At 35.1% G+C, this 18,206-nt stretch carries 19 protein-coding genes; 10 read left to right on the top strand and 9 right to left on the bottom strand.

Annotation, left to right across the window (positions count from 1 at the left end; all coding sequences use genetic code 11):
- The first annotated feature begins 18 nt into the window (after positions 1–18).
- The 4 genes from BUA97_RS12615 to murI are packed head-to-tail and all read left to right on the top strand — an operon-like array spanning position 19 to position 4,687.
- A complete protein-coding gene (locus BUA97_RS12615; protein ID WP_084081333.1) occupies positions 19–987 on the top strand; it encodes a PorP/SprF family type IX secretion system membrane protein in 969 nt (322 codons plus the stop codon).
- 52 nt (positions 988–1,039) lie between these two features.
- Positions 1,040–2,164, top strand: a complete 1,125-nt coding sequence (hemW, locus tag BUA97_RS12610; protein WP_072998776.1) for a radical SAM family heme chaperone HemW — start codon at positions 1,040–1,042, stop codon at positions 2,162–2,164.
- A gap of 48 nt (positions 2,165–2,212) precedes the next feature.
- Complete coding sequence (locus BUA97_RS12605) at positions 2,213–3,811, top strand: DUF4139 domain-containing protein (RefSeq protein ID WP_072998774.1); 1,599 nt, start codon at positions 2,213–2,215, stop codon at positions 3,809–3,811.
- Positions 3,812–3,856: 45 nt separating this feature from the next.
- Positions 3,857–4,687 carry a glutamate racemase gene (gene murI / locus BUA97_RS12600; RefSeq protein ID WP_072998772.1) on the top strand — a complete coding sequence of 277 codons (831 nt, stop codon included), beginning with the start codon at positions 3,857–3,859 and terminating at the stop codon, positions 4,685–4,687.
- Positions 4,688–4,823: 136 nt separating this feature from the next.
- Here murI and BUA97_RS12595 read toward each other — a convergent pair whose 3' ends face one another.
- Positions 4,824–5,720: a LysR family transcriptional regulator gene (locus tag BUA97_RS12595; RefSeq protein ID WP_072998770.1), complete on the bottom strand. Its 897-nt coding sequence runs from the start codon at positions 5,718–5,720 to the stop codon at positions 4,824–4,826.
- A gap of 100 nt (positions 5,721–5,820) precedes the next feature.
- Between BUA97_RS12595 and BUA97_RS12590 the strand changes: the two genes are divergently transcribed.
- Together BUA97_RS12590 and BUA97_RS12585 are read left to right on the top strand one after the other, a co-directional pair.
- Positions 5,821–6,441 carry an NAD(P)H-dependent oxidoreductase gene (locus BUA97_RS12590; RefSeq protein WP_072998768.1) on the top strand — a complete coding sequence of 207 codons (621 nt, stop codon included), beginning with the start codon at positions 5,821–5,823 and terminating at the stop codon, positions 6,439–6,441.
- A complete protein-coding gene (locus BUA97_RS12585; protein ID WP_245795919.1) occupies positions 6,441–6,731 on the top strand; it encodes a putative quinol monooxygenase in 291 nt (96 codons plus the stop codon). The genes BUA97_RS12590 and BUA97_RS12585 overlap by 1 nt, the downstream gene beginning before the upstream one ends.
- A gap of 40 nt (positions 6,732–6,771) precedes the next feature.
- Here BUA97_RS12585 and BUA97_RS12580 read toward each other — a convergent pair whose 3' ends face one another.
- On the bottom strand, positions 6,772–7,224 hold the full coding sequence (locus BUA97_RS12580) for a glucosaminidase domain-containing protein (protein WP_072998766.1): 453 nt from the start codon (positions 7,222–7,224) through the stop codon (positions 6,772–6,774).
- Between the two features lie 119 nt (positions 7,225–7,343).
- Between BUA97_RS12580 and BUA97_RS12575 the strand changes: the two genes are divergently transcribed.
- Positions 7,344–8,399: a diphosphomevalonate/mevalonate 3,5-bisphosphate decarboxylase family protein gene (locus tag BUA97_RS12575; protein ID WP_072998764.1), complete on the top strand. Its 1,056-nt coding sequence runs from the start codon at positions 7,344–7,346 to the stop codon at positions 8,397–8,399.
- A gap of 60 nt (positions 8,400–8,459) precedes the next feature.
- Here BUA97_RS12575 and BUA97_RS12570 read toward each other — a convergent pair whose 3' ends face one another.
- The 7 genes from BUA97_RS12570 to BUA97_RS12540 form a co-directional block, all read right to left on the bottom strand.
- Positions 8,460–8,873, bottom strand: a complete 414-nt coding sequence (locus BUA97_RS12570) for an RDD family protein (RefSeq protein ID WP_175546202.1) — start codon at positions 8,871–8,873, stop codon at positions 8,460–8,462.
- A 17-nt stretch (positions 8,874–8,890) separates the two neighbouring features.
- Positions 8,891–11,431 (bottom strand): YfhO family protein, encoded by a 2,541-nt coding sequence (locus BUA97_RS12565; RefSeq protein WP_072998760.1) that lies wholly within the window; start codon positions 11,429–11,431, stop codon positions 8,891–8,893.
- 155 nt (positions 11,432–11,586) lie between these two features.
- Positions 11,587–11,814, bottom strand: coding sequence for a hypothetical protein (locus tag BUA97_RS12560; protein WP_072998757.1), 228 nt, complete (start codon positions 11,812–11,814; stop codon positions 11,587–11,589).
- A 9-nt stretch (positions 11,815–11,823) separates the two neighbouring features.
- Entirely contained in the window at positions 11,824–12,867 is a 1,044-nt protein-coding gene (locus BUA97_RS12555) for a DUF6263 family protein (protein WP_072998754.1), read from the bottom strand.
- A 59-nt stretch (positions 12,868–12,926) separates the two neighbouring features.
- Entirely contained in the window at positions 12,927–13,679 is a 753-nt protein-coding gene (gene rlmB, locus BUA97_RS12550) for a 23S rRNA (guanosine(2251)-2'-O)-methyltransferase RlmB (RefSeq protein WP_072998752.1), read from the bottom strand.
- A 206-nt stretch (positions 13,680–13,885) separates the two neighbouring features.
- A complete protein-coding gene (locus tag BUA97_RS12545; protein ID WP_072998749.1) occupies positions 13,886–14,563 on the bottom strand; it encodes a DUF4919 domain-containing protein in 678 nt (225 codons plus the stop codon).
- 26 nt (positions 14,564–14,589) lie between these two features.
- Positions 14,590–15,066, bottom strand: a complete 477-nt coding sequence (locus BUA97_RS12540) for a DinB family protein (RefSeq protein ID WP_072998747.1) — start codon at positions 15,064–15,066, stop codon at positions 14,590–14,592.
- Positions 15,067–15,270: 204 nt separating this feature from the next.
- On the opposite strand from BUA97_RS12540, the gene BUA97_RS12535 reads away from it, so the two are divergent.
- From BUA97_RS12535 to BUA97_RS12525, 3 genes are all read left to right on the top strand, one after another.
- Positions 15,271–16,275: an AAA family ATPase gene (locus BUA97_RS12535; protein ID WP_072998746.1), complete on the top strand. Its 1,005-nt coding sequence runs from the start codon at positions 15,271–15,273 to the stop codon at positions 16,273–16,275.
- A gap of 105 nt (positions 16,276–16,380) precedes the next feature.
- Positions 16,381–17,241, top strand: coding sequence for a DUF58 domain-containing protein (locus tag BUA97_RS12530; RefSeq protein ID WP_072998743.1), 861 nt, complete (start codon positions 16,381–16,383; stop codon positions 17,239–17,241).
- Positions 17,242–17,291: 50 nt separating this feature from the next.
- The gene (locus tag BUA97_RS12525; RefSeq protein ID WP_072998741.1) at positions 17,292–18,191 is read left to right on the top strand and encodes a BatD family protein; all 900 of its coding nucleotides are present in this window, start codon (positions 17,292–17,294) and stop codon (positions 18,189–18,191) included.
- Positions 18,192–18,206 lie beyond the last annotated feature (15 nt).

Below are 18,206 nucleotides of genomic sequence, written 5' to 3'. Positions count from 1 at the left end.
GTTTTATATATTTGTATTGTGAAGAAAAAATACCTATTCTATAAAATATATTTACTGTGCACAACAGTTTTTTTAATTGAAACAAAGGCCCAGGAGACGTTACCATTCTATCAGCAATATCTGTTGGATGGAGATTTTTTGTTTAACCCTGCATTGTTGGGGAAGACAGATGATGTTGTCCTGAATCTTAATTATCAGAAACAGTTTTCGCAGCTTAATGAATCCCCTAATGTTCAATCTGTCGGTTTACACGCCAATATATTCGACAGAGTCGGAGCTGGGATCTCATTTTTTCGAGATCAGAACGGACCGATATCTTCTAACGGATTGACGCTCGGAGCTTCGTATTTTATCCCTATAACTGATGAAGAAGACCGACAGGATCAGTTTTCTTTCGGGATTGGAACCAATCTTTATAATATGAATATCGATTATACCCAATTGAATGCAGAGCAACAGGGCGATCAGGTACTAGGTGAAAATACCAACGATATTTTTCTAGCTTATGTCAATCTTGGGACGGCTGTGAAATACAAGCACTTTTTTGCAGGTGTTTCTGTAGTGGACATCCCGATCAGCAATACACTGCCAATTGATAATGGTATAGAACCGTCGCCAACTAAGTTCTATGTTAATGCAGGTTATGACTGGCATTTTATAGACGGGATGTTTGTAACACCATCTCTGATGATGAATCTTAATACCAATTCTTCCAGAATTTTCGATTATAATCTGATGGCAACAGTTTTTGGCGAAAAGAATAATCTGTCAGCGGGTATCAGTTTCCGTAGCGCGAAAAGTGCTATTGGAAGTCAGAATCTTGGAATGTCGCCGGTGATTAAAGGAAGGATTTCTAATTTTACTTTTGGTGCTGTTTATAATTTTGGAGTGTCTGAATTAACCGAGAATTTTGGAAACAGTTTTATGCTGTCAGTTGGTTTTAATATCGATAACTTTATCAATCCAAGAGGTTTCCGATACAGATAACATTAATATTAATTTAAATAACTTTGAGCTCTGAATTTTCGGGGCTTTTTTAATGATCTACCTACATATTCCTTTTTGCAAGCAGAAGTGCAGCTATTGCAACTTTCATTTTTCAACTTCTTTTAATTTGAAAGACGAGATGCTTCTTGCTATCAAAAAAGAGATTGGCCTAAGGAAAAATGAACTTGATAATAAAAAGCTGAAATCACTTTATTTTGGTGGAGGAACACCTTCTGTTTTGACTGTTGATGAAATCAAATCTTTAATTGATGAAATTCAGAAATATTTCAGTTTTGATGAAAATATCGAAATCACTTTGGAATCCAATCCGGATGATTTGAACAAAAATTTTCTCAAAGAATTATCACAAACCGAATTCAATCGTTTATCTATTGGAACTCAGAGTTTTTTTGACAACGATTTGAAACTGATGAACCGAGCGCACAATGCGTCCGAAGCAGAAAGCTCTATCAAAAGAGCGCAGGATTTTGGTTTGGAAAATATCAGCATCGATCTGATTTATGGTTCACCGACTTCCAACTTCCAAATCTGGAAAGACAATCTCTACAAAACAATAGAACTTCAAGTTCCTCACGTTTCTTCCTATGCTTTGACCGTTGAGCCAAAAACCGCTTTAGAAAAATGGATTGAAAAGGGAAAAGTGAATTCGCCCGAAGAATCAGAGCAAAATCAGGAATTTTATTATATGAAAGATTTTCTGAAAGATAATGGATTCGACCATTATGAGATTTCAAATTTTGGAAAACCGGGTTTTCATTCAAAACATAATTCTGCTTATTGGAAATCAGAACCGTATTTGGGAATTGGCCCGTCTGCGCATTCTTACGACGGTCATTTGGAAAGGAGTTGGAATATTGCTAATAATCCGATTTACATCAAAAAATTAAACGGGAACATTCTTCCAAAAGAAACCGAAATTCTTTCCGAAAAAGACAGGTTTAATGAAATGATTATGATTGGACTCAGAACAATTTGGGGCGTAGATTTAGATAAAATCAATCAAACATTTTCTTCACAAATAATCGATTATCTTAATCAGGAAATCAAGACAAAACAAGAAAACGGAATCCTGACTATTGAAAATAACCATCTAAAAATCCCAGAAAAAAATTGGTTTTTGGCAGACGGAATTGCCAGCGATTTATTTTTAGTCTGATGACTTTTCAATCTCTAAAAAAAGTATATTTGAGTATAATATCAAAATATGAAAAGAAATTTATTTTTTATACTGTTCTTAATTGGTTTTTTTAGTTTTGCTCAAAAACCAATTTTTGTAAAGTCAAAAGTTTCAGGTGTCAGTATCTATCGTACATCTGCAGAATTACAAAGTTCAGCTACTTTCAATATTCCTGCAGGGCCTTCAGAAGTAGTTATTACCAATATTTCTGAAGAAATCGAGGAAAAATCAATTCAAATTAATTCCAACAATCCAAATGTTGCCATCCTCTCGGTTCAGTTCTCTGATGATTATAAAACCAATAATCTTTTAGATAAAACAAATCCAAAAGTAAAATCGATTTCCGACAGTCTCACGATTCTCGATAATCTGATTGCAAAAGCCAATGTAGATTTCGAATCGCAAACTAAAACGCTGGAACTTTTAGACAAAAATCAAACACTTTTGGTGGGAAGCAATTCATCTTCTGTCGCACAATTGATACAATTGACAGATTATTATAAAACCAAGAGAACCGAAATCAGTCTCAGCCGGGCTGAACTTCAAAAATCAATAAGCAAATTCTCATTAAAACAAAGTCGTCTCAGAAACAGCTTGAACGAAAATGCAAATAAAGAAGAAAATATCTCTGATGGCGTTTTGGTTATTAAAATCTTGAGTAATTCTGCTACAAACGTAAAAATGGATATTAGTTATCTTGCACAGAATGTTTCTTGGCAACCGTTTTATGAAATCAAAGGCAATAAAATTTCTGAACCGCTGAACGTACTTTTCAAAGCGAAGGTGAGACAAGATACAGGTTTAGATTGGAAAGATGTAAGGTTGTCGTTGATCAATGGATATGCGACGAGAAATAACAATATTCCCGTTCTGAACCCGTGGTTTTTGAATTCTTATGAAAAGGAAAAAAACTATTCTAGTTCCCAGAAAAGATCTTACAAAAGTGATACGGCAAAAACAATGGAAATTGAGGAGGTTGTGCTTGTTGGTGCTGGATTTAGAATTAATGAAAACCAACTTAATACTAGTTTTGATGTTGATATTCCGTATAATATTTTGTCTAATAATGAAGATCATTTTATTAATCTTAAACAAACCAAAATTCCCGCAATCTACAAATATGTGATTGTGCCGAAACAGAGTAAGGATGCTTTTCTCATTGCTAAAGTCAAAGATTTTAACCAATATAATTTGATTCCCGGGACTGCAAATGTCATTTTTGAGAATATGTATGTTGGCGAAACCAATATCAATCCAAATCAAATAACTGACGAGCTTGACATTACACTTGGAAACGATAAAAAAATAAGTGTAGTAAAACAAACTGTAGATGATAAATCCAGTTCGAAAATGTTTTCGTCTTATCAGGAAAAAACTTTTACATATGATATAATTATTAGAAATAATAAAAAAGATACGATAGATGTAGAAGTCAAAGATCAAATTCCTCTGAGTACAGACGATGCTGTGAAAATTGAATTGCTACAAAGTGATAATGCAGAATATGACAAGGAAAAAGGGTATCTAACCTGGAATATGAAAATTCCGGCATCAGAAACCAAAAAAATAAGAGTGAGTTACAAAGTGAGATATCCAAAGGATTATTCGATATCAAATCTTAATTAATTTTGTTTCAAATTCCGTATTTTTGTTCTTTAATTTTTCCAAATTTTGAAAAAGAAAAAAGCCGACTACACGCATCTTTCAGCCAATCAGCCAATCGGGATTTTTGATTCCGGCGTTGGTGGATTAACTGTTGCGAAAGAAATCAAAAGATTGTTGCCCAATGAAGATTTGATTTATTTTGGCGATACCAAACATCTTCCTTATGGTGAAAAATCCCGTGAAGCCATTGTCGGTTATTCTACGAAAATTACTCAGTTTTTATTAGATAAAAATTGTAAAGCCATTGTCATTGCCTGCAATTCGGCAACGGCCAATGCACTCCACGAAGTTCATGAATTGGTTGCTGAAAGAGTTCCGGTCATTGATGTCATCAATCCGGTTGCGGAAAAAGTGTCGTATGAAATTCACAATAATGTGGGCGTGATTGCGACAAAAGCAACGGTTAATTCAGGGCTTTATAAAAAATCGATTCGCAAGCATAATAAGTTTATCAAAGTTGATGAATTGGCAACGCCTCTTTTGGTGCCAGCCATTGAAGAAGGTTTCAAAAATCATCCGATTACGCATTCTATTATTTATAATTATCTGAGTAATAGTAAATTAAAAAATATCGAAACTTTGATTTTAGGTTGCACACATTATCCTCTGTTGATTGATGAAATCAAACAATATTACGGAAACCGTGTCCGTGTTATCGATTCTCCGAATATTGTTGCTAATCAATTGAAAATGATTCTGGATAAACATCATCTTCTGAACGAGGAAAATCACCAATCCACTTATCAGTTTTTCTTGTCAGACATTACCAAAAATTTCGAGAAAATCTCTAAAAAATTCTTCGGAAAATCGATAGATTTGGAACTGAAAGTTCTTTGATAATATTTAGTAAAAATCCTTCGACTCCGCTCAGGATGACATTCCTAATAATATTCGATTACCATTGTCAGGCTGAGCGGAGTCGAAGCCTTTTATAAATCTAAATATAGCTTTTGTTTCTTTTGTGGTTTAATAATTAAAAATTCTCATTCCTAAAAATTTCCTTGATTCTGTCAATCTCATTTTGAACATTATTTTTTATACGTTCGCCGAAATAAAGTGTGTTTTCAATTTTGTTGTTCCCTTCCCAAGTTACCTCGATTCCGTCGTTTGCAATTTCCTTTTTGCAGAGAAAATCCGGAACTACGGAAAACCCTGAATTACCGCTTAAACATCGGACAATGGAACAAATATTCGGGACAATGTAATTCGGTTTGAAATCAGGATGTCGGTTAAAGTTCGCTTTCCAGAAATTATTCAGATGTTCCATATCCGCCGCTGTGCTGTACCAGATTTGCTGTTTCAGCCAGGCTTCGGCTTCCTCAATTTTATTTTTTTTAATCAAGTTTTGAAACTCGGTGGTGTCGGTTCCGGTTCCATTGATCAAAACAATTTTTTCTTTGGAAAATGAATCAAAATTCAGATTTTTCAAATTGGCTTTTCTTGGCGTGATGATTAAATCCAGTAAACCATTATCCAAATCCGAAAACATCTGCTCGTACAATCCAAACCGAATAATCACATTGAAATCAAATGTCGGAATATGCTTTTCCAGCGTGAATTGAAACGTTTCAAAACACATCCCGATGCTCACAGTCGGGCGTTCGGTTTTTGTGGTTTTATGAAAGGTTTGTTCGGCTGTTTCAAGCTTCAGAAGCGGTTCTAGAGTGAAATTATAAAGAATTTTCGCTTTCTCTGTCGGGATCAGTTTTTTCGAAATTCTTTCAAATAAAGCGTAACCTACATAAGCTTCCAATGAACTTATATGAAGGCTAACGCCCGGCTGGGAAATATAAAGTTCACGCGCTGCCTTCGTAAAAGATTGTGTTTCATACACACTTTTAAAAGTTCTAAGCCATTCCAGATTTATCATATTGCATCATAATTATAATGCAAATATATAATTTATATTATTTTTATAATTGATTTTTCTGTCGGAAATTTGCACTATCAATAATTAAAAAATATTAAAAATGAAAAATATATTCATAATCAATGGTGGACAAAAGTTCGCTCATTCCGGAGGAAGTTTTAATAATACAATTGCGAATTGGACAAAAGAAACGCTTAAAGAACTGGGATTTGAAGTTAGAATGACCAATATCAATGATGATTTTGATGCAATGGAGGAAGCGGAAAATTTCAAATGGGCAGATGTAGTGGTTTATCATTTTCCGGTTTGGTGGTTTCAGGTTCCGAATCGTCTTAAATTCTACATTGATGAAGTTTTCACTGCTGGCCATAACAACGGAATATACAAAAGCGACGGACGTTCCAGAGTGAATCCTGCTATCAATTACGGAACTGGCGGTTTGATGCACGGTAAAAAATATTTCGTGACCACAAGCTGGAATGCGCCAGAAACGGCTTTCACTTTGGAGGGCGAATTTTTCAATCAGCATTCTGTGGATCAAGGTATTTTGTTCGGTTTTCATAAAATGAATGCTTTCACAGGAATGAAAAATCTGGGAAGCTTCCATTTTCACGATATGGAAAAACAGGCAACTAAGGAACGAATCGATAATTATGAATTCGAATATAAAAATTATCTGAAAAGTGTTTTCGTGGATGTTGAATCTGAAATTTTAAATTAATGATATCAATCTATTTGACCGCAATTTTAAAGGCAAAAAAGGAATCAGTTCAGGATTTGAAATCAATTCTTGATAATATGGTTTTAAATACCAGAAAAGAAAAAGCTTGCGAAAAGTATGAATTACAGCAAAGTCTGGATGACGAATCGGTTTTTATCTTTCACGAGATTTGGAAAAGTAAGGAAGGTTTGGATGCGCATAATCAGCAATCTTACATCAAAGAATTTGTAGAAAAAGCACCCAGTTTATTAGAAAAACCTGCTGAGATTTATCTAGCAAAATTGGTATAAAATTTAAACGCCTCGATTAATTGAGGCGGTTTTTTATAAATCATAATCCGAATTTCTGGATAACCAGTTTGATTTTATGTTTCCATTCCGTTGGTTTGGAAGCATAACCGGCAGAAGCAATTGCATTGAGCCATTCGGAATTATTAAGATTGCCTTTTAGTTTTTGGTAATATTTTTTTCTTGAAATCATTTCGCAGAAAGACCTGAATGATTCTTTAGAGCTTTCAAAACTTTTGAATCTGGAATTATTGACGGTGTTCTTTCCGACGATTCCGAAATGATTGTTAAGCGTCTGACAATGTTTACTATTCCCGCCGCCAGTTTCCACGTAAGCTACCGAAAGAATAATCGCCGCCGGAATCCCGAATTCCTGAGACAATTCGGCCGCAACAGATTTATATTGATTGATATAAGAATTTTGACCAGACATTGTCAAACTGAAAAAAATAATCAATACCGATAAAGCTTTGATTCCTAAATTCTTAAAACGCATAATTGCTTTTTTAATCTATAATTAATACCATTGATAATATAGAAGATGCCTTTGCAAATTTAAAAATATTTTTAGTCATTGCGAAATACATTAAATTTGCCTTGCAAAAAGCCAAACTTATGAAGCAAGAATTCTTGGGAAGTCCCCAATTTCAGATATCCAGTCAAGTAGTTTCAGCAAGCTGTCCTTCCAATATCGCACTGATCAAATATTGGGGGAAATATGACAATCAAATTCCGGCTAATCCTAGTATCAGCTATACTTTGAGCCATTGCAGAACCAACACGGTGATTGAGTTTTTTGCAGGAGAAGATTTCTCTGTTCAGACTTTTTTAGCAGGAAATGATGAGCAAAAATTTGCTGAAAAAATTGAAAAGTATTTCAAAAATATCGAGCAATATCTGCCATGGATACTAAAAGGTAAATATATTATCAAAACGGAAAATACTTTTCCTCACAGCTCCGGAATTGCAAGTTCGGCTTCAGGTTTTGGAGCCATTGCAAAATGCCTGATGAATCTGGATAACTTTTTTACAGGAGTTACCGATGAAGATTTTAAAACAAAAAAAGAAAGCTTCCTGGCAAGATTAGGAAGTGGAAGTGCTTGCAGAAGTCTTTACGAAGGTCTGGTTGTTTGGGGCAAAACAGATGAAGTTGCAGAAAGTTCCGATTTGTATGCCATTCAATATCCTAATGTTGATATTCATCCAATATTTAAAAATTTTAATGATTGGGTTTTGCTGATTCACGAAGGTCAGAAGTCGGTTTCTTCCACAGTTGGTCATGGTCTCATGAACACAAATCCTTATGCAGAAAGACGTTTTCAGGAGGCACACGAAAATTTTGCGAAGCTGAAAACCATTCTTTTAACAGGCGATATGGAAGGTTTTATAAAGCTTGTAGAACACGAGGCGCTGACTCTTCATGCAATGATGATGATGAGTGACCCGGCTTTTATTCTCATGAAAACAGGAACACTTGAAGTTATCAATAAAATCTGGGATTTCCGGAGAATTACAGGTTTGCCGTTATTTTTTACGCTGGATGCAGGAGCTAATGTTCATCTCCTTTTCCCTAATGATATTGACAATGACAGAATTAAAGACTTTATCAAAACAGAACTTATACCACTGACTCAGAAAGGCGGCGTTGTGAAGGATGTGATGAGGTTTTAACTGTTTGTATAAAAAAGCAACTCAATCTGAGTTGCTTTGATTTTAAAATTGTCTTTGCTTTTATTTGTTTTCTATAACTTTCGATTTCGCAAGTAAATCTCCTAATCTTTGACTCTCGTTTGAGTTTTTTATAATAATAATTGCTACTAATCCAAAGAAGAACATATCTAAAACATCCGCAATATGTCGTAAACAAGATTGCTTCAAAGTAATTTTATTTTCGGTTTGCAAATCAACTGGTTTTAATTGCACAATGAAATTTCCTAACGTTGAGCTAAAAGTTGTTTCGATTACACATAAATAGACAAACCAAAAAATTATTATTGGAAATGTTTTGAATCCAGTTACAGAATATCCGCCTTCATCATTCAAACTTCCAAAAGAATAAATATAATAAGCATTTATAGCGATTATTATGGAATAATCTATAAAACCAGCTAGAAATCTTCGGGAAATAAATTTTTTATTTTTCACTTGATTTAATAAACTAATTAATAAACTTCCGCAACCTCAGATTTCCGAGAATTCATAATCAAAAAATAAACTCCAATTAAACTCAATAAAACAAACAGTCCAAAACTGATTAAAGAGAATAATTTCCCAGTTTCGATAACAGCCGGTTCAAATTTCATTTCGATTTTATGCTTGCCTGCTGGAACGTAAAGTGCTCTCAAAAGATAATTAGCTTTGATGTAATCTACCTTGTTTCCATCCAGATAAACATTCCAGCCGTGCGGATAATAAATCTCTGAAAATATGGCCAATTGTGGTGTTTTAGAAGAAGACTCGAAAGATAATTCGTTTGGCTGATAAGTTTTCAAATCCAAATAAGCAGTTGAATCTTTTGCCAGATTTTTTCCGTTGAAATAAGCTTTATCATCTTTGGAAATCACAGCAATTTTCTTGGTGTCTACATTTCCAGTTTCGTTCAGCTCTTCATTAGGATTGTCCACGAATTTGATGTCAGAAACAAACCACGCATTGCCATTTGCTTCAGGATTAGGTGTGATTTCCGGTTTTTGTTGATCACCGACTAAGAAGTATTTGGTGTTAAGCATATTCAGGATTCTGATCGTTTTCACCTGGTCAGTTGATGAAAAATATTTGTTGATTAAATCATCATAACGTCTCAGTTTTACAGCATGGTAACCACCTATCGATGATTTGAAAAAAGATGTATTTGTCTCACTGAATGTTGAGAGAATATTATTGAAAATCCTGTAATGGTCTTTATCTTTTTCAGCAATCGTTTGTAAAGCTTTGTTCACTTCAGTCTGTTGCAAAAGACTTTGAACAAAGGAATCGTTTCCAGCTTTGCTCATCAGATATTCCGAATTTTCTGTCTGGAAAGGAGAATCTGCAAAAGTTTTATCTACAAAATTATCATCATTCAAATAACGCATGTTAACGGTCCAGAGATCAAACAAACTTACGAATCCAATAATCAATAAAACAATGTTGACATTCAGTTTTTTCTTTAGTCCTAAAAATAATGCACCTGCTGTAATCAAAACATAAAAAACAGCTTTGATTGCATCAGCTTGGAACATCGATGCTCTTTCACCAACCAAATAATCCAGTAAAAATGGCGGAAGATAAGTTTTCTCATTGGCTGTGGAGAAACCTAAAATTCCTTTTCCGAAAAACAACAGAATCAATGTGATTCCGAGAACTGTTCCTGAAACGTAAAGCAAAATTTTCTTTTTATATTCTTCCGTCAGTTTTTCATCCGTAAAGAATTTGTACAATCCAAGAATTGCAATCAATGGGAATAAAAACTCGACGACGACCAAGATAGAAGATGGCGCACGGAATTTATTGTACATCGGAACATAATCGATAAAGAAATCTGTAAGCACAGCAAAGTTGCTTCCCCAAGCTAGGAATATGGTCAAAATCGAAGCGCCTAAAATCCAATATCTGTATTTTTTTCCGGCAAAGAAAAAGCCTAAAATTGCAAGGAAACAAACCACCGCACCTTGGTAAGCTGGACCAGATGTGCTCGGCTGGTCTCCCCAATAAGTCAGGCTTCCGAAACCTCTTGTCATCATATCATATTCCTGTTGGGATCTGATATTTTCCTGAGCCAGTTCCTGCACTTTTTCCATCATCTTGTCAGAACCCGGTTCCTGACTTCCTCCGCCCATTAATCTAGGAATAAATAAGTTAAGTGTTTCCAGTTTTCCGTAGCTCCACATGGTGATGCTTTCTTTATCCATTCCGGATTTTCCGGCGGTGTGAGAACCTGTATTCAAAATTTGCTTTCCACGAACGGTTTCTTTCACATATTCTGCATTCGCCATTATTCTTTGGGAATTCATTCCAACACCGATTACTACTGCGAATGCAACAATTCCGGAAGAGACCAGGAAATGTCTCCATTCGATTTTTCCTTTAAAGGCTCTTATCAATTCTGACAAAAACAGAAATCCCAATCCTAAGAACAGATAATAAGTCATCTGCGGGTGATTCGCACAAATCTGCAGGCCTGCAAAAAGTGCAGTGACGATAAAGCCAAGAATATATTTTTTTCTAAAATAAACGAGTAGGATTCCGGCTAAAAGCGGTGCGAAATAGGCAATCGTATGAACTTTTCCGTTATGTCCGGCTGCAATGATAATGTAGAAATAAGTGGACAATCCAAAAAATGTTGCGCCTAGAAGGGCATATTTCCAATTTCTGACAGCAACCATTCCCAAAAAGAAAAATCCGGCAAATAGTAAAAACAAATAATTTGCAGGTTTTGGAAGAAACATGAAAACATCATCTATTTTTTTGATCACATCGCCGCGGAATTGCACTCCTGTCTGATAAGTGGGCATTCCGCCAAACATTGCATCGCTCCAGTAGGTTTCTTTATCATTATTGGCGCGGTATTGCAAAAGTTCTTCTGCGCCACCTTTGTAAAAAACGATATCGTGCTGCATCAATCGTTTTCCCGAGATCACAGGATTGGCATAAACTACCGCCAGTAAAACGAAAATAACAAGACTTGCTACGATGAATATTAGATTTTTCTTGTTTTTGAACATAAATAGATGTTAGATATTAGACTTCAGATATTAAATTTTTAGGATTAATCCCAATTTAAAATTGTTTTAAAAATTAAATTCCAAATTTAATATTAAAAAACCTTTCAGACTTCATAATCTGAAAGGTTTTGTATTTATTTTAATTAAGATTTTAACTAATCTTTTTTATCATCCCTCACTTCCTCATAATCCACAGTTTCTGCGTCCCAGTTGACCTTTTGCTTAGGCATTTTTTTAGTATTTGTTTGTTCGTTTTGCTGGTGATTTTTAGGATTCAATGTTGGGAAGTTCTTATAAAACGCATTGAAAAACAATCTTTTCAGAATATTCCAGACAAAGAATATAATGATGGTTGCCAATATGAATTCGAAAATGTATTTCATTTCCAGATTTTATTTATAAGAAGGATTAATGATAATAGATGTTGTGGCGTTTTTCGACATACTTTGCGTCTGTTTTCCGTCGGATAGGCTTTCTTTCTGATTTGTTTTTACCGACAGATTCTGATTCAACAGCCAGCCTGTATTTTCATCGATGATGATTTTTCCGCTTTCGGAGCCGCCCATGCTCATTGTGTGCGTCATGCCGTCTTTAGACTGCTTGTCAGATTTGGATGGGATTACACCAGTCACGCTGATTTCCGCTTTTCCGTCTTCAACTTTTACCAAAGTGAAAGTCAAGGTTTGCTTCAGCTTTCCGTTTGGGTCGATATCTTCAGAAGTCGTCCATTTTTCCCCGATTTTTGTGCCTTTCGACGGAATCAGTTTTAGGTTTTTGCTTAGCTGTTCTTTCATCATTTCTTCATTGAACCCAGCTTTGAAGTTTTCGATAATCGCATCCTGCTGTTTCTTTTCTCTGATCGTTCCGGCAATCGCTTTTCTCAGATTGTTATGCACGGATTCGAAGCCTGTAATGGATTTGATATTTCCATAGATGTCCATTTTTACGCTTAGCTTGTTTCCGGCTAAACCTTTACTTACCATGTAATCCATTTTCAGACTTTCCTCTTTTGGAGCAGATTGTTTTGTGTCAATTACAACTGTCTTTCCGTTTGCTGAACTGGACATTCTTTTTCCAACCATATTCAGAGTCATATCATAGATATTATCCTTGAAATCATTCACCGTTACGGACATTTCGTCCGTTGTTTCGTTGGTTCCGGAAATGGTTTTGCCGTCAGGCGTCGTCAGAGACTGGATTTCTCTCTGATAAGATACCAACGGATAGGTAACACCTTTTTCAAGAATAAATTTTTGCTTGTAAACGCCGCTGCTGTCAGCAATTGCTTTTGGCTTTGCTGCTTCTTCCGCCGAAACTTCTACAGTCACAGTTTCAGTTTTTCCTGTTTTTGGGTCAACTCTGGTGATGGTTTTAGTTTCTTTTTTACAAGCAACTAGTGTTATTGCGATTAGCGCAAGCGCTGTTATTTTTTTCATAAATGATATTTGAATAATAATATAATGATTTTGAGTAATGATGGAGTGATTATCAACTATCAACCAACAACTATTTTTTGTCTCACAGCTTCGTAAAGAATGGCACCACAAGCTACAGAGACGTTCAGAGACTGGGTTTTACCTTCTATAGGAAGTTTTATTTTCTCATCCGAGTGATGAAGTACTTCTTTTGAAATCCCTGTTTCCTCATTTCCCATAACGATTGCACAAGGTTCCGTGAAGTCTGCATCGTATATCAATTTCTGCGCCTTTTCAGTTGCTGCAAAAACCTTGATACCACTTTGCTGTAGAAAATCCACCGAATGTGCAAGATTTTTTTCTTTACAAATTTTGATGTTATAAATCGCTCCGGCAGAAGTTTTAATAGCATCTGAGTTGATGGGTGCACCACCTTTTTCCGGGATCAGAATGGCATCGATTCCTACGCATTCTGCAGTTCTGCAAATAGCACCAAAGTTTCTTACATCGGTCAGTCTGTCCAGTATCAGGATAAAAGGTGTTTTCCCCTCTTCGAAAAGTTGAGGCAAAACATCTTCAATTTTATAAAACGGAACATCAGAAATAAAAGCAACGACACCTTGATGGTTTTTTCTCGTAAAACGATTGAGTTTTTCTACAGGAACGTAGTTTGGACGCAGATTATGTTTGGCAAGAAGTTGTTTCAGCTCTATATAGATTTCGCCTTGTAAAGCATTCTGAATGAATATTTTATCTATTGTTTTTCCGGCTTCCAGAGCTTCCATTACAGGTCTTAGTCCGAAGATGAAGTCATCTTTTTTCTGTTCGTTCATTGATGAAAATTTGTTTTGCAAAAGTAAGGTTTTTGGGATTAGTTATATCTTAACAAAATTGTAATTTTTTAAGTTCAGAAAATTCAAACGAAATACCCTCAATGTCCTGACAGAACAAAGATAAAGCGTGATTTAAAAGTTTTGAAAAATTTAAAAACTTAAAAAAATGAAAATATATTTGAGATTAATCAGATTCAATTTCAGATCTACCGCAGAAGATTAATATTTTTTTCCTGAAGTTTTTCAACATTGAAATAAATCCCGGGAACTCTGTACTTATCTTTTTCGAATTGTAAAAAATCACACTTTCCATTGAAGCTTTGAGATATAGATTTCAGGTCAAACATATTCAGCAAAACATATTCGTGGCTTACTGAAATCACATGAAAAGCGGTTTCACATTTATTGCCATCTCCGGATGAAAGTATAGCTTCAAATAATCCTTGGAAAATTAAGGATGTTGTTTTTGCCATATCTTCACTACCATTGAGATGATAGAGATAAGAAAGAAAATTCAAGCTTCGTAGGTCTAATGGGAATTCTTCCAATGATTCTTTAAGCGTATTTATAACTTCAGGAAATTCATTTTTTTCAAATTCGCCTCTGTAATATTTTGAAAGCTTTTCATCACTTTTACCTCTATGGTAAGGATTATATTCTTTTTGAAAAATATATCCGAAATATAAATGTTTGTATTGATCTTTGGTTAAAAGTGTATCATTCTTTTTTAGCTTGGACAGCAAATCTGGATAATAAAATTCTGACTTTTTATCTTCAATATGCTTTTTTATTTCATTGTAGTTCGGAACCTTGAATTCAAGATTTTGAGCAAATAAAATAATTGTAAATGCTAAAAAGGTAATGGATAATAGTTTTTTATACATAATGCGAATTTAAATTTGCAAATAATTTATAAGCTCAATCCTTCACCGATCAAAGCCCGTTTCTGCGCCAGGATATAACCATAATGAATACTTTCATGCATATTATTAAAAATAATTGCATCCTGAATATTCTTCAAATCAATCCCGAAACTCGTGGAATATGGCGTGTAATCCGGAAAGAAATCATTGTCAAAATCTTTCATCAGGATTTTTGAAGTTTCAATTAAAAGATAGGCTAAATCTTCCATTTCAGACTGCTTCACATCAACATTGGCAAAAGTTCCTTTTTTGTAAGTTTCCACCCAGTATTTATCAATCCGGAACTGGTTTCCGCTCAGGTAATAACAGAGCAGTTGCTGTGTTGCAATACAATGTGCGATGTTCCAGTAGATGTTATTGTTGAACCCGTCCGGGATTGTAAGAAGATCCTTTTCGGAAGTGTTTTGTAAAATATAAAGCAGATTTTTTCTGACTTGTCTGTGATTGGCAAAATGATAATTCATTTTCAAATAAAGATTTTGTGGGTTCAAAGTTATATTAATTATAAATAAACGACAAATAATCTGATTTTATTAAGAATCAAAGAAAAAATCCTGTAACAAACCAGGTTTTATTTTAACAAATATTTAACGCAAGATTAGCAGTTGTTGTGTTTGCCGTTGCCTGTTTTTGTATGAAATTTACCAATTATATTTTTAATATTTACCATGTCAGAATTGAATCAAGCAGAAGATATCAGACAGCTTACAGAAAAAGTAAAAGAACAGAATTACTTTTTTTCTATTTTAAAACAAGAAATCAACCGCGCTATTATCGGTCAGGAATATATGATTGACCGTCTTTTGATAGGACTTCTCGGCAACGGCCACGTTCTTTTAGAAGGTGTTCCCGGGTTGGCCAAAACTTTAGCAATCAAAACTTTGTCCGAAGCTGTTGATGGCGAGTTTTCCAGGATTCAGTTTACGCCGGATTTGTTGCCTGCGGATGTGGTGGGAACAATGATTTATAATGTAAGAGATAACGATTTTTCTATAAAAAAAGGCCCGGTTTTCGCCAATTTCGTTTTGGCAGATGAGATTAACCGTGCGCCCGCGAAAGTTCAGTCTGCTTTGCTGGAAGTGATGCAGGAAAAGCAAGTGACAATCGGCGATGAGACGATGTCTTTGCCAAAACCATTCTTAGTTTTAGCGACTCAAAATCCAATTGACCAGGAAGGAACTTATCTTTTGCCAGAAGCGCAGACTGACCGTTTTATGCTGAAATGTAAAATAGATTATCCTGAATTTGAGGACGAAAGAAAAGTAATGCGAATGATTTCTACGCAGGATATTCCTCAGATCAGAAAAGTGGTGGATCTGAATCAGATTGTTGAAGCTAAAAAACTTATCAATCAGATTTATCTGGATGAAAAGATCGAGAAATATATTCTGGATATGGTTTTCGCGACCCGTTATCCTGAAAAATATGGATTGTCTGACATCAAAAATTATATCAGTTTTGGAGCGTCGCCGAGAGCAAGTATCAACTTGGCAATTGCTTCCAGAGCTTATGCTTTCATCAAAGGAAGAGCATTTGTAATTCCTGAAGATGTGAAAGAAATTGCAAAAGATGTTTTGAGACACAGAATCGGATTGAGCTTTGAAGCCGAAGCAGAGGAGATTTCTCAGGATGATATAGTGAATAAAATTTTAGGGAAAATACAAGCCCCTTAAAAATGGTTAATCAGTTGATAGTGGTCACTCGTCGTATTGTTTTTGAAAAAACTAAGATGCCTGAAAACTATCAACCGATGACCGCCAAAAAGCACCAGCGTTAAAATGGAGATAAAAGATATTGTCAAAAAAGTAAAGCAGATAGAAATCCGGACCCGAAAGAAAACGGAAGCATCGCTAATGGGACAATATCACAGCGCTTTCAAAGGTCAGGGAATGACGTTTTCAGAAGTGCGACAATATCAATTCGGAGATGATACAAGACGAATCGACTGGAACAAAACTGCGCGTTTCCGCGAACCATTTGTGAAAGTAATGGAGGAGGAGCGCGAGCTTACGATGATGCTTGTGGTTGATGTTTCTGCATCAATGGATTACGGAACCAAAACGCAGCTGAAAAGAGAATATGTTGCTGAGATCTGTGCATCTCTGGGATTTTCGGCCGCAGGAAATAATGATAAAGTAGGCTTGATTTTATACGCGGATAAAGTTCTCAAAGTCGTTCCGCCACAGAAAGGCAGAAAGCACGTTTTGTCGATTATCAGTAATATTCTGTCTGCAGATTATGTTCCTGCCAAATCAAATCTGGATACAGCTTTCAATTATATGATGAGTGTTTTCAAAAGAAAATCCCTAGTGTTTCTGTTTTCAGATTTTGAGGATGAATTTGACCAGAAAATTCTTAATGTGACTGCCAGGAAACATCAGGTTTTGGGACTTAGGATTTATGATGAAAAAGATATGGAGATCCCGGATATTGGTTATGCGCTTTTTCGCGATGCAGAAACCGGGAAACAAGTCTGGGCAAATACTTCCAGCGCAAGATGGCGCTACGATTTTGCAGAACAGCAAAAACAAAAAATGCGTCAGACAAAAGATGAGTTCGAAAATTCGTCGGCTCATTTTTTAGACATCAATACTTCTGATGATTACAGCAAATCTTTGTATCAATATTTTAGAAAATAAAATCAGGAATAAAAACTGAAATAATCAAAAAGATCAACCTGCAACCGATAATGTTTAAATATTTTCTTTCACTTTTTCTCTTTATTTCGACTTTTGGATTAGGTCAGACTTTAACATCAAGTCTTGATAAGACGACTTTGGCGTTAGGCGAAGTAGCTGTTTTTAAAATTCAGATTCTCGATCTTGACGGGAAAGATGTGCAGCTTGCGCCAAGGAATGAGTTGCTGCCTTTTCATTTTGAAATGGTGAATGACAGCATTGCGAAGCAAAAAGACATATATCTTCGCTCTGTGAAATTTGCGATTTTTCAGGAAGGGAAATTTACGATTCCGGAAATCCAGGTTAAGGTCGGGAATAAAATACTGAAAACCATTCCTTATGAAGTTGAAGTCATTAATACAGCTAAAAAAGGCGATCAGATTAATGATATAATGAAGAATAAAGAAGTGGAACTGAATGTCCAGGATTACTGGGATTTATACAAATTCTACGTTCTTCTTTTCCTGATTGTTATTGCAATCATTGTTCTGATCATCGGAATTGTAAAATGGGGAAGAAAACGCAAAGACAGTCCTGCTGTAACTACAAATCAAACTTTAAAAGATTTGGAGAAACTTAGAAAGAAGAATTATATCGAAAATGAAAATTTCAGATCTTTTTATGTTGAACTGATTGAGATTACCAGAAATTTTATTACCAAACAGTATCATATTCCTGCAGATGTTTTGCTGACTGATGATCTGATAGAATATATGAAAAATACCAATGCGATTTCTCAGGAAAATGAAAAGATCGTGGAAGACATATTTTTGCGTGGTGACCTTGTGAAATTTGCAAAAACAATCCCTACAAAAGAATTGATGTCAAAAGATTTTATAGAAATAAGAGATTTTGTGAAGCGTTCCACAAAAGATATTGAAGCTGAAAATCTTCGGAATACAAATGTTTGAGGGAATGGATTTGAA

Source organism: Epilithonimonas mollis, from assembly GCF_900142325.1.
GTDB classification, from domain to species: Bacteria; Bacteroidota; Bacteroidia; order Flavobacteriales; family Weeksellaceae; genus Epilithonimonas; species Epilithonimonas mollis.
The sequence above is the reverse complement of the archived record's forward strand: the minus strand, read 5'-3'. Positions and strand labels throughout refer to the sequence as shown.

Coding starts and splice junctions, on each gene's coding strand:
- hemW (WP_072998776.1), top strand. CDS start 1,040: ATGATCTACCTACATATTCCTTTTTGCAAGCAGAAGTGCAGCTATTGC.
- BUA97_RS12605 (WP_072998774.1), top strand. CDS start 2,213: ATGAAAAGAAATTTATTTTTTATACTGTTCTTAATTGGTTTTTTTAGT.
- BUA97_RS12595 (WP_072998770.1), bottom strand. CDS start 5,720: ATGATAAATCTGGAATGGCTTAGAACTTTTAAAAGTGTGTATGAAACA.
- BUA97_RS12590 (WP_072998768.1), top strand. CDS start 5,821: ATGAAAAATATATTCATAATCAATGGTGGACAAAAGTTCGCTCATTCC.
- BUA97_RS12585 (WP_245795919.1), top strand. CDS start 6,441: ATGATATCAATCTATTTGACCGCAATTTTAAAGGCAAAAAAGGAATCA.
- BUA97_RS12580 (WP_072998766.1), bottom strand. CDS start 7,224: ATGCGTTTTAAGAATTTAGGAATCAAAGCTTTATCGGTATTGATTATT.
- BUA97_RS12575 (WP_072998764.1), top strand. CDS start 7,344: ATGAAGCAAGAATTCTTGGGAAGTCCCCAATTTCAGATATCCAGTCAA.
- BUA97_RS12565 (WP_072998760.1), bottom strand. CDS start 11,431: ATGTTCAAAAACAAGAAAAATCTAATATTCATCGTAGCAAGTCTTGTT.
- BUA97_RS12560 (WP_072998757.1), bottom strand. CDS start 11,814: ATGAAATACATTTTCGAATTCATATTGGCAACCATCATTATATTCTTT.
- BUA97_RS12555 (WP_072998754.1), bottom strand. CDS start 12,867: ATGAAAAAAATAACAGCGCTTGCGCTAATCGCAATAACACTAGTTGCT.
- rlmB (WP_072998752.1), bottom strand. CDS start 13,679: ATGAACGAACAGAAAAAAGATGACTTCATCTTCGGACTAAGACCTGTA.
- BUA97_RS12545 (WP_072998749.1), bottom strand. CDS start 14,563: ATGTATAAAAAACTATTATCCATTACCTTTTTAGCATTTACAATTATT.
- BUA97_RS12540 (WP_072998747.1), bottom strand. CDS start 15,066: ATGAATTATCATTTTGCCAATCACAGACAAGTCAGAAAAAATCTGCTT.
- BUA97_RS12535 (WP_072998746.1), top strand. CDS start 15,271: ATGTCAGAATTGAATCAAGCAGAAGATATCAGACAGCTTACAGAAAAA.
- BUA97_RS12530 (WP_072998743.1), top strand. CDS start 16,381: ATGGAGATAAAAGATATTGTCAAAAAAGTAAAGCAGATAGAAATCCGG.
- BUA97_RS12525 (WP_072998741.1), top strand. CDS start 17,292: ATGTTTAAATATTTTCTTTCACTTTTTCTCTTTATTTCGACTTTTGGA.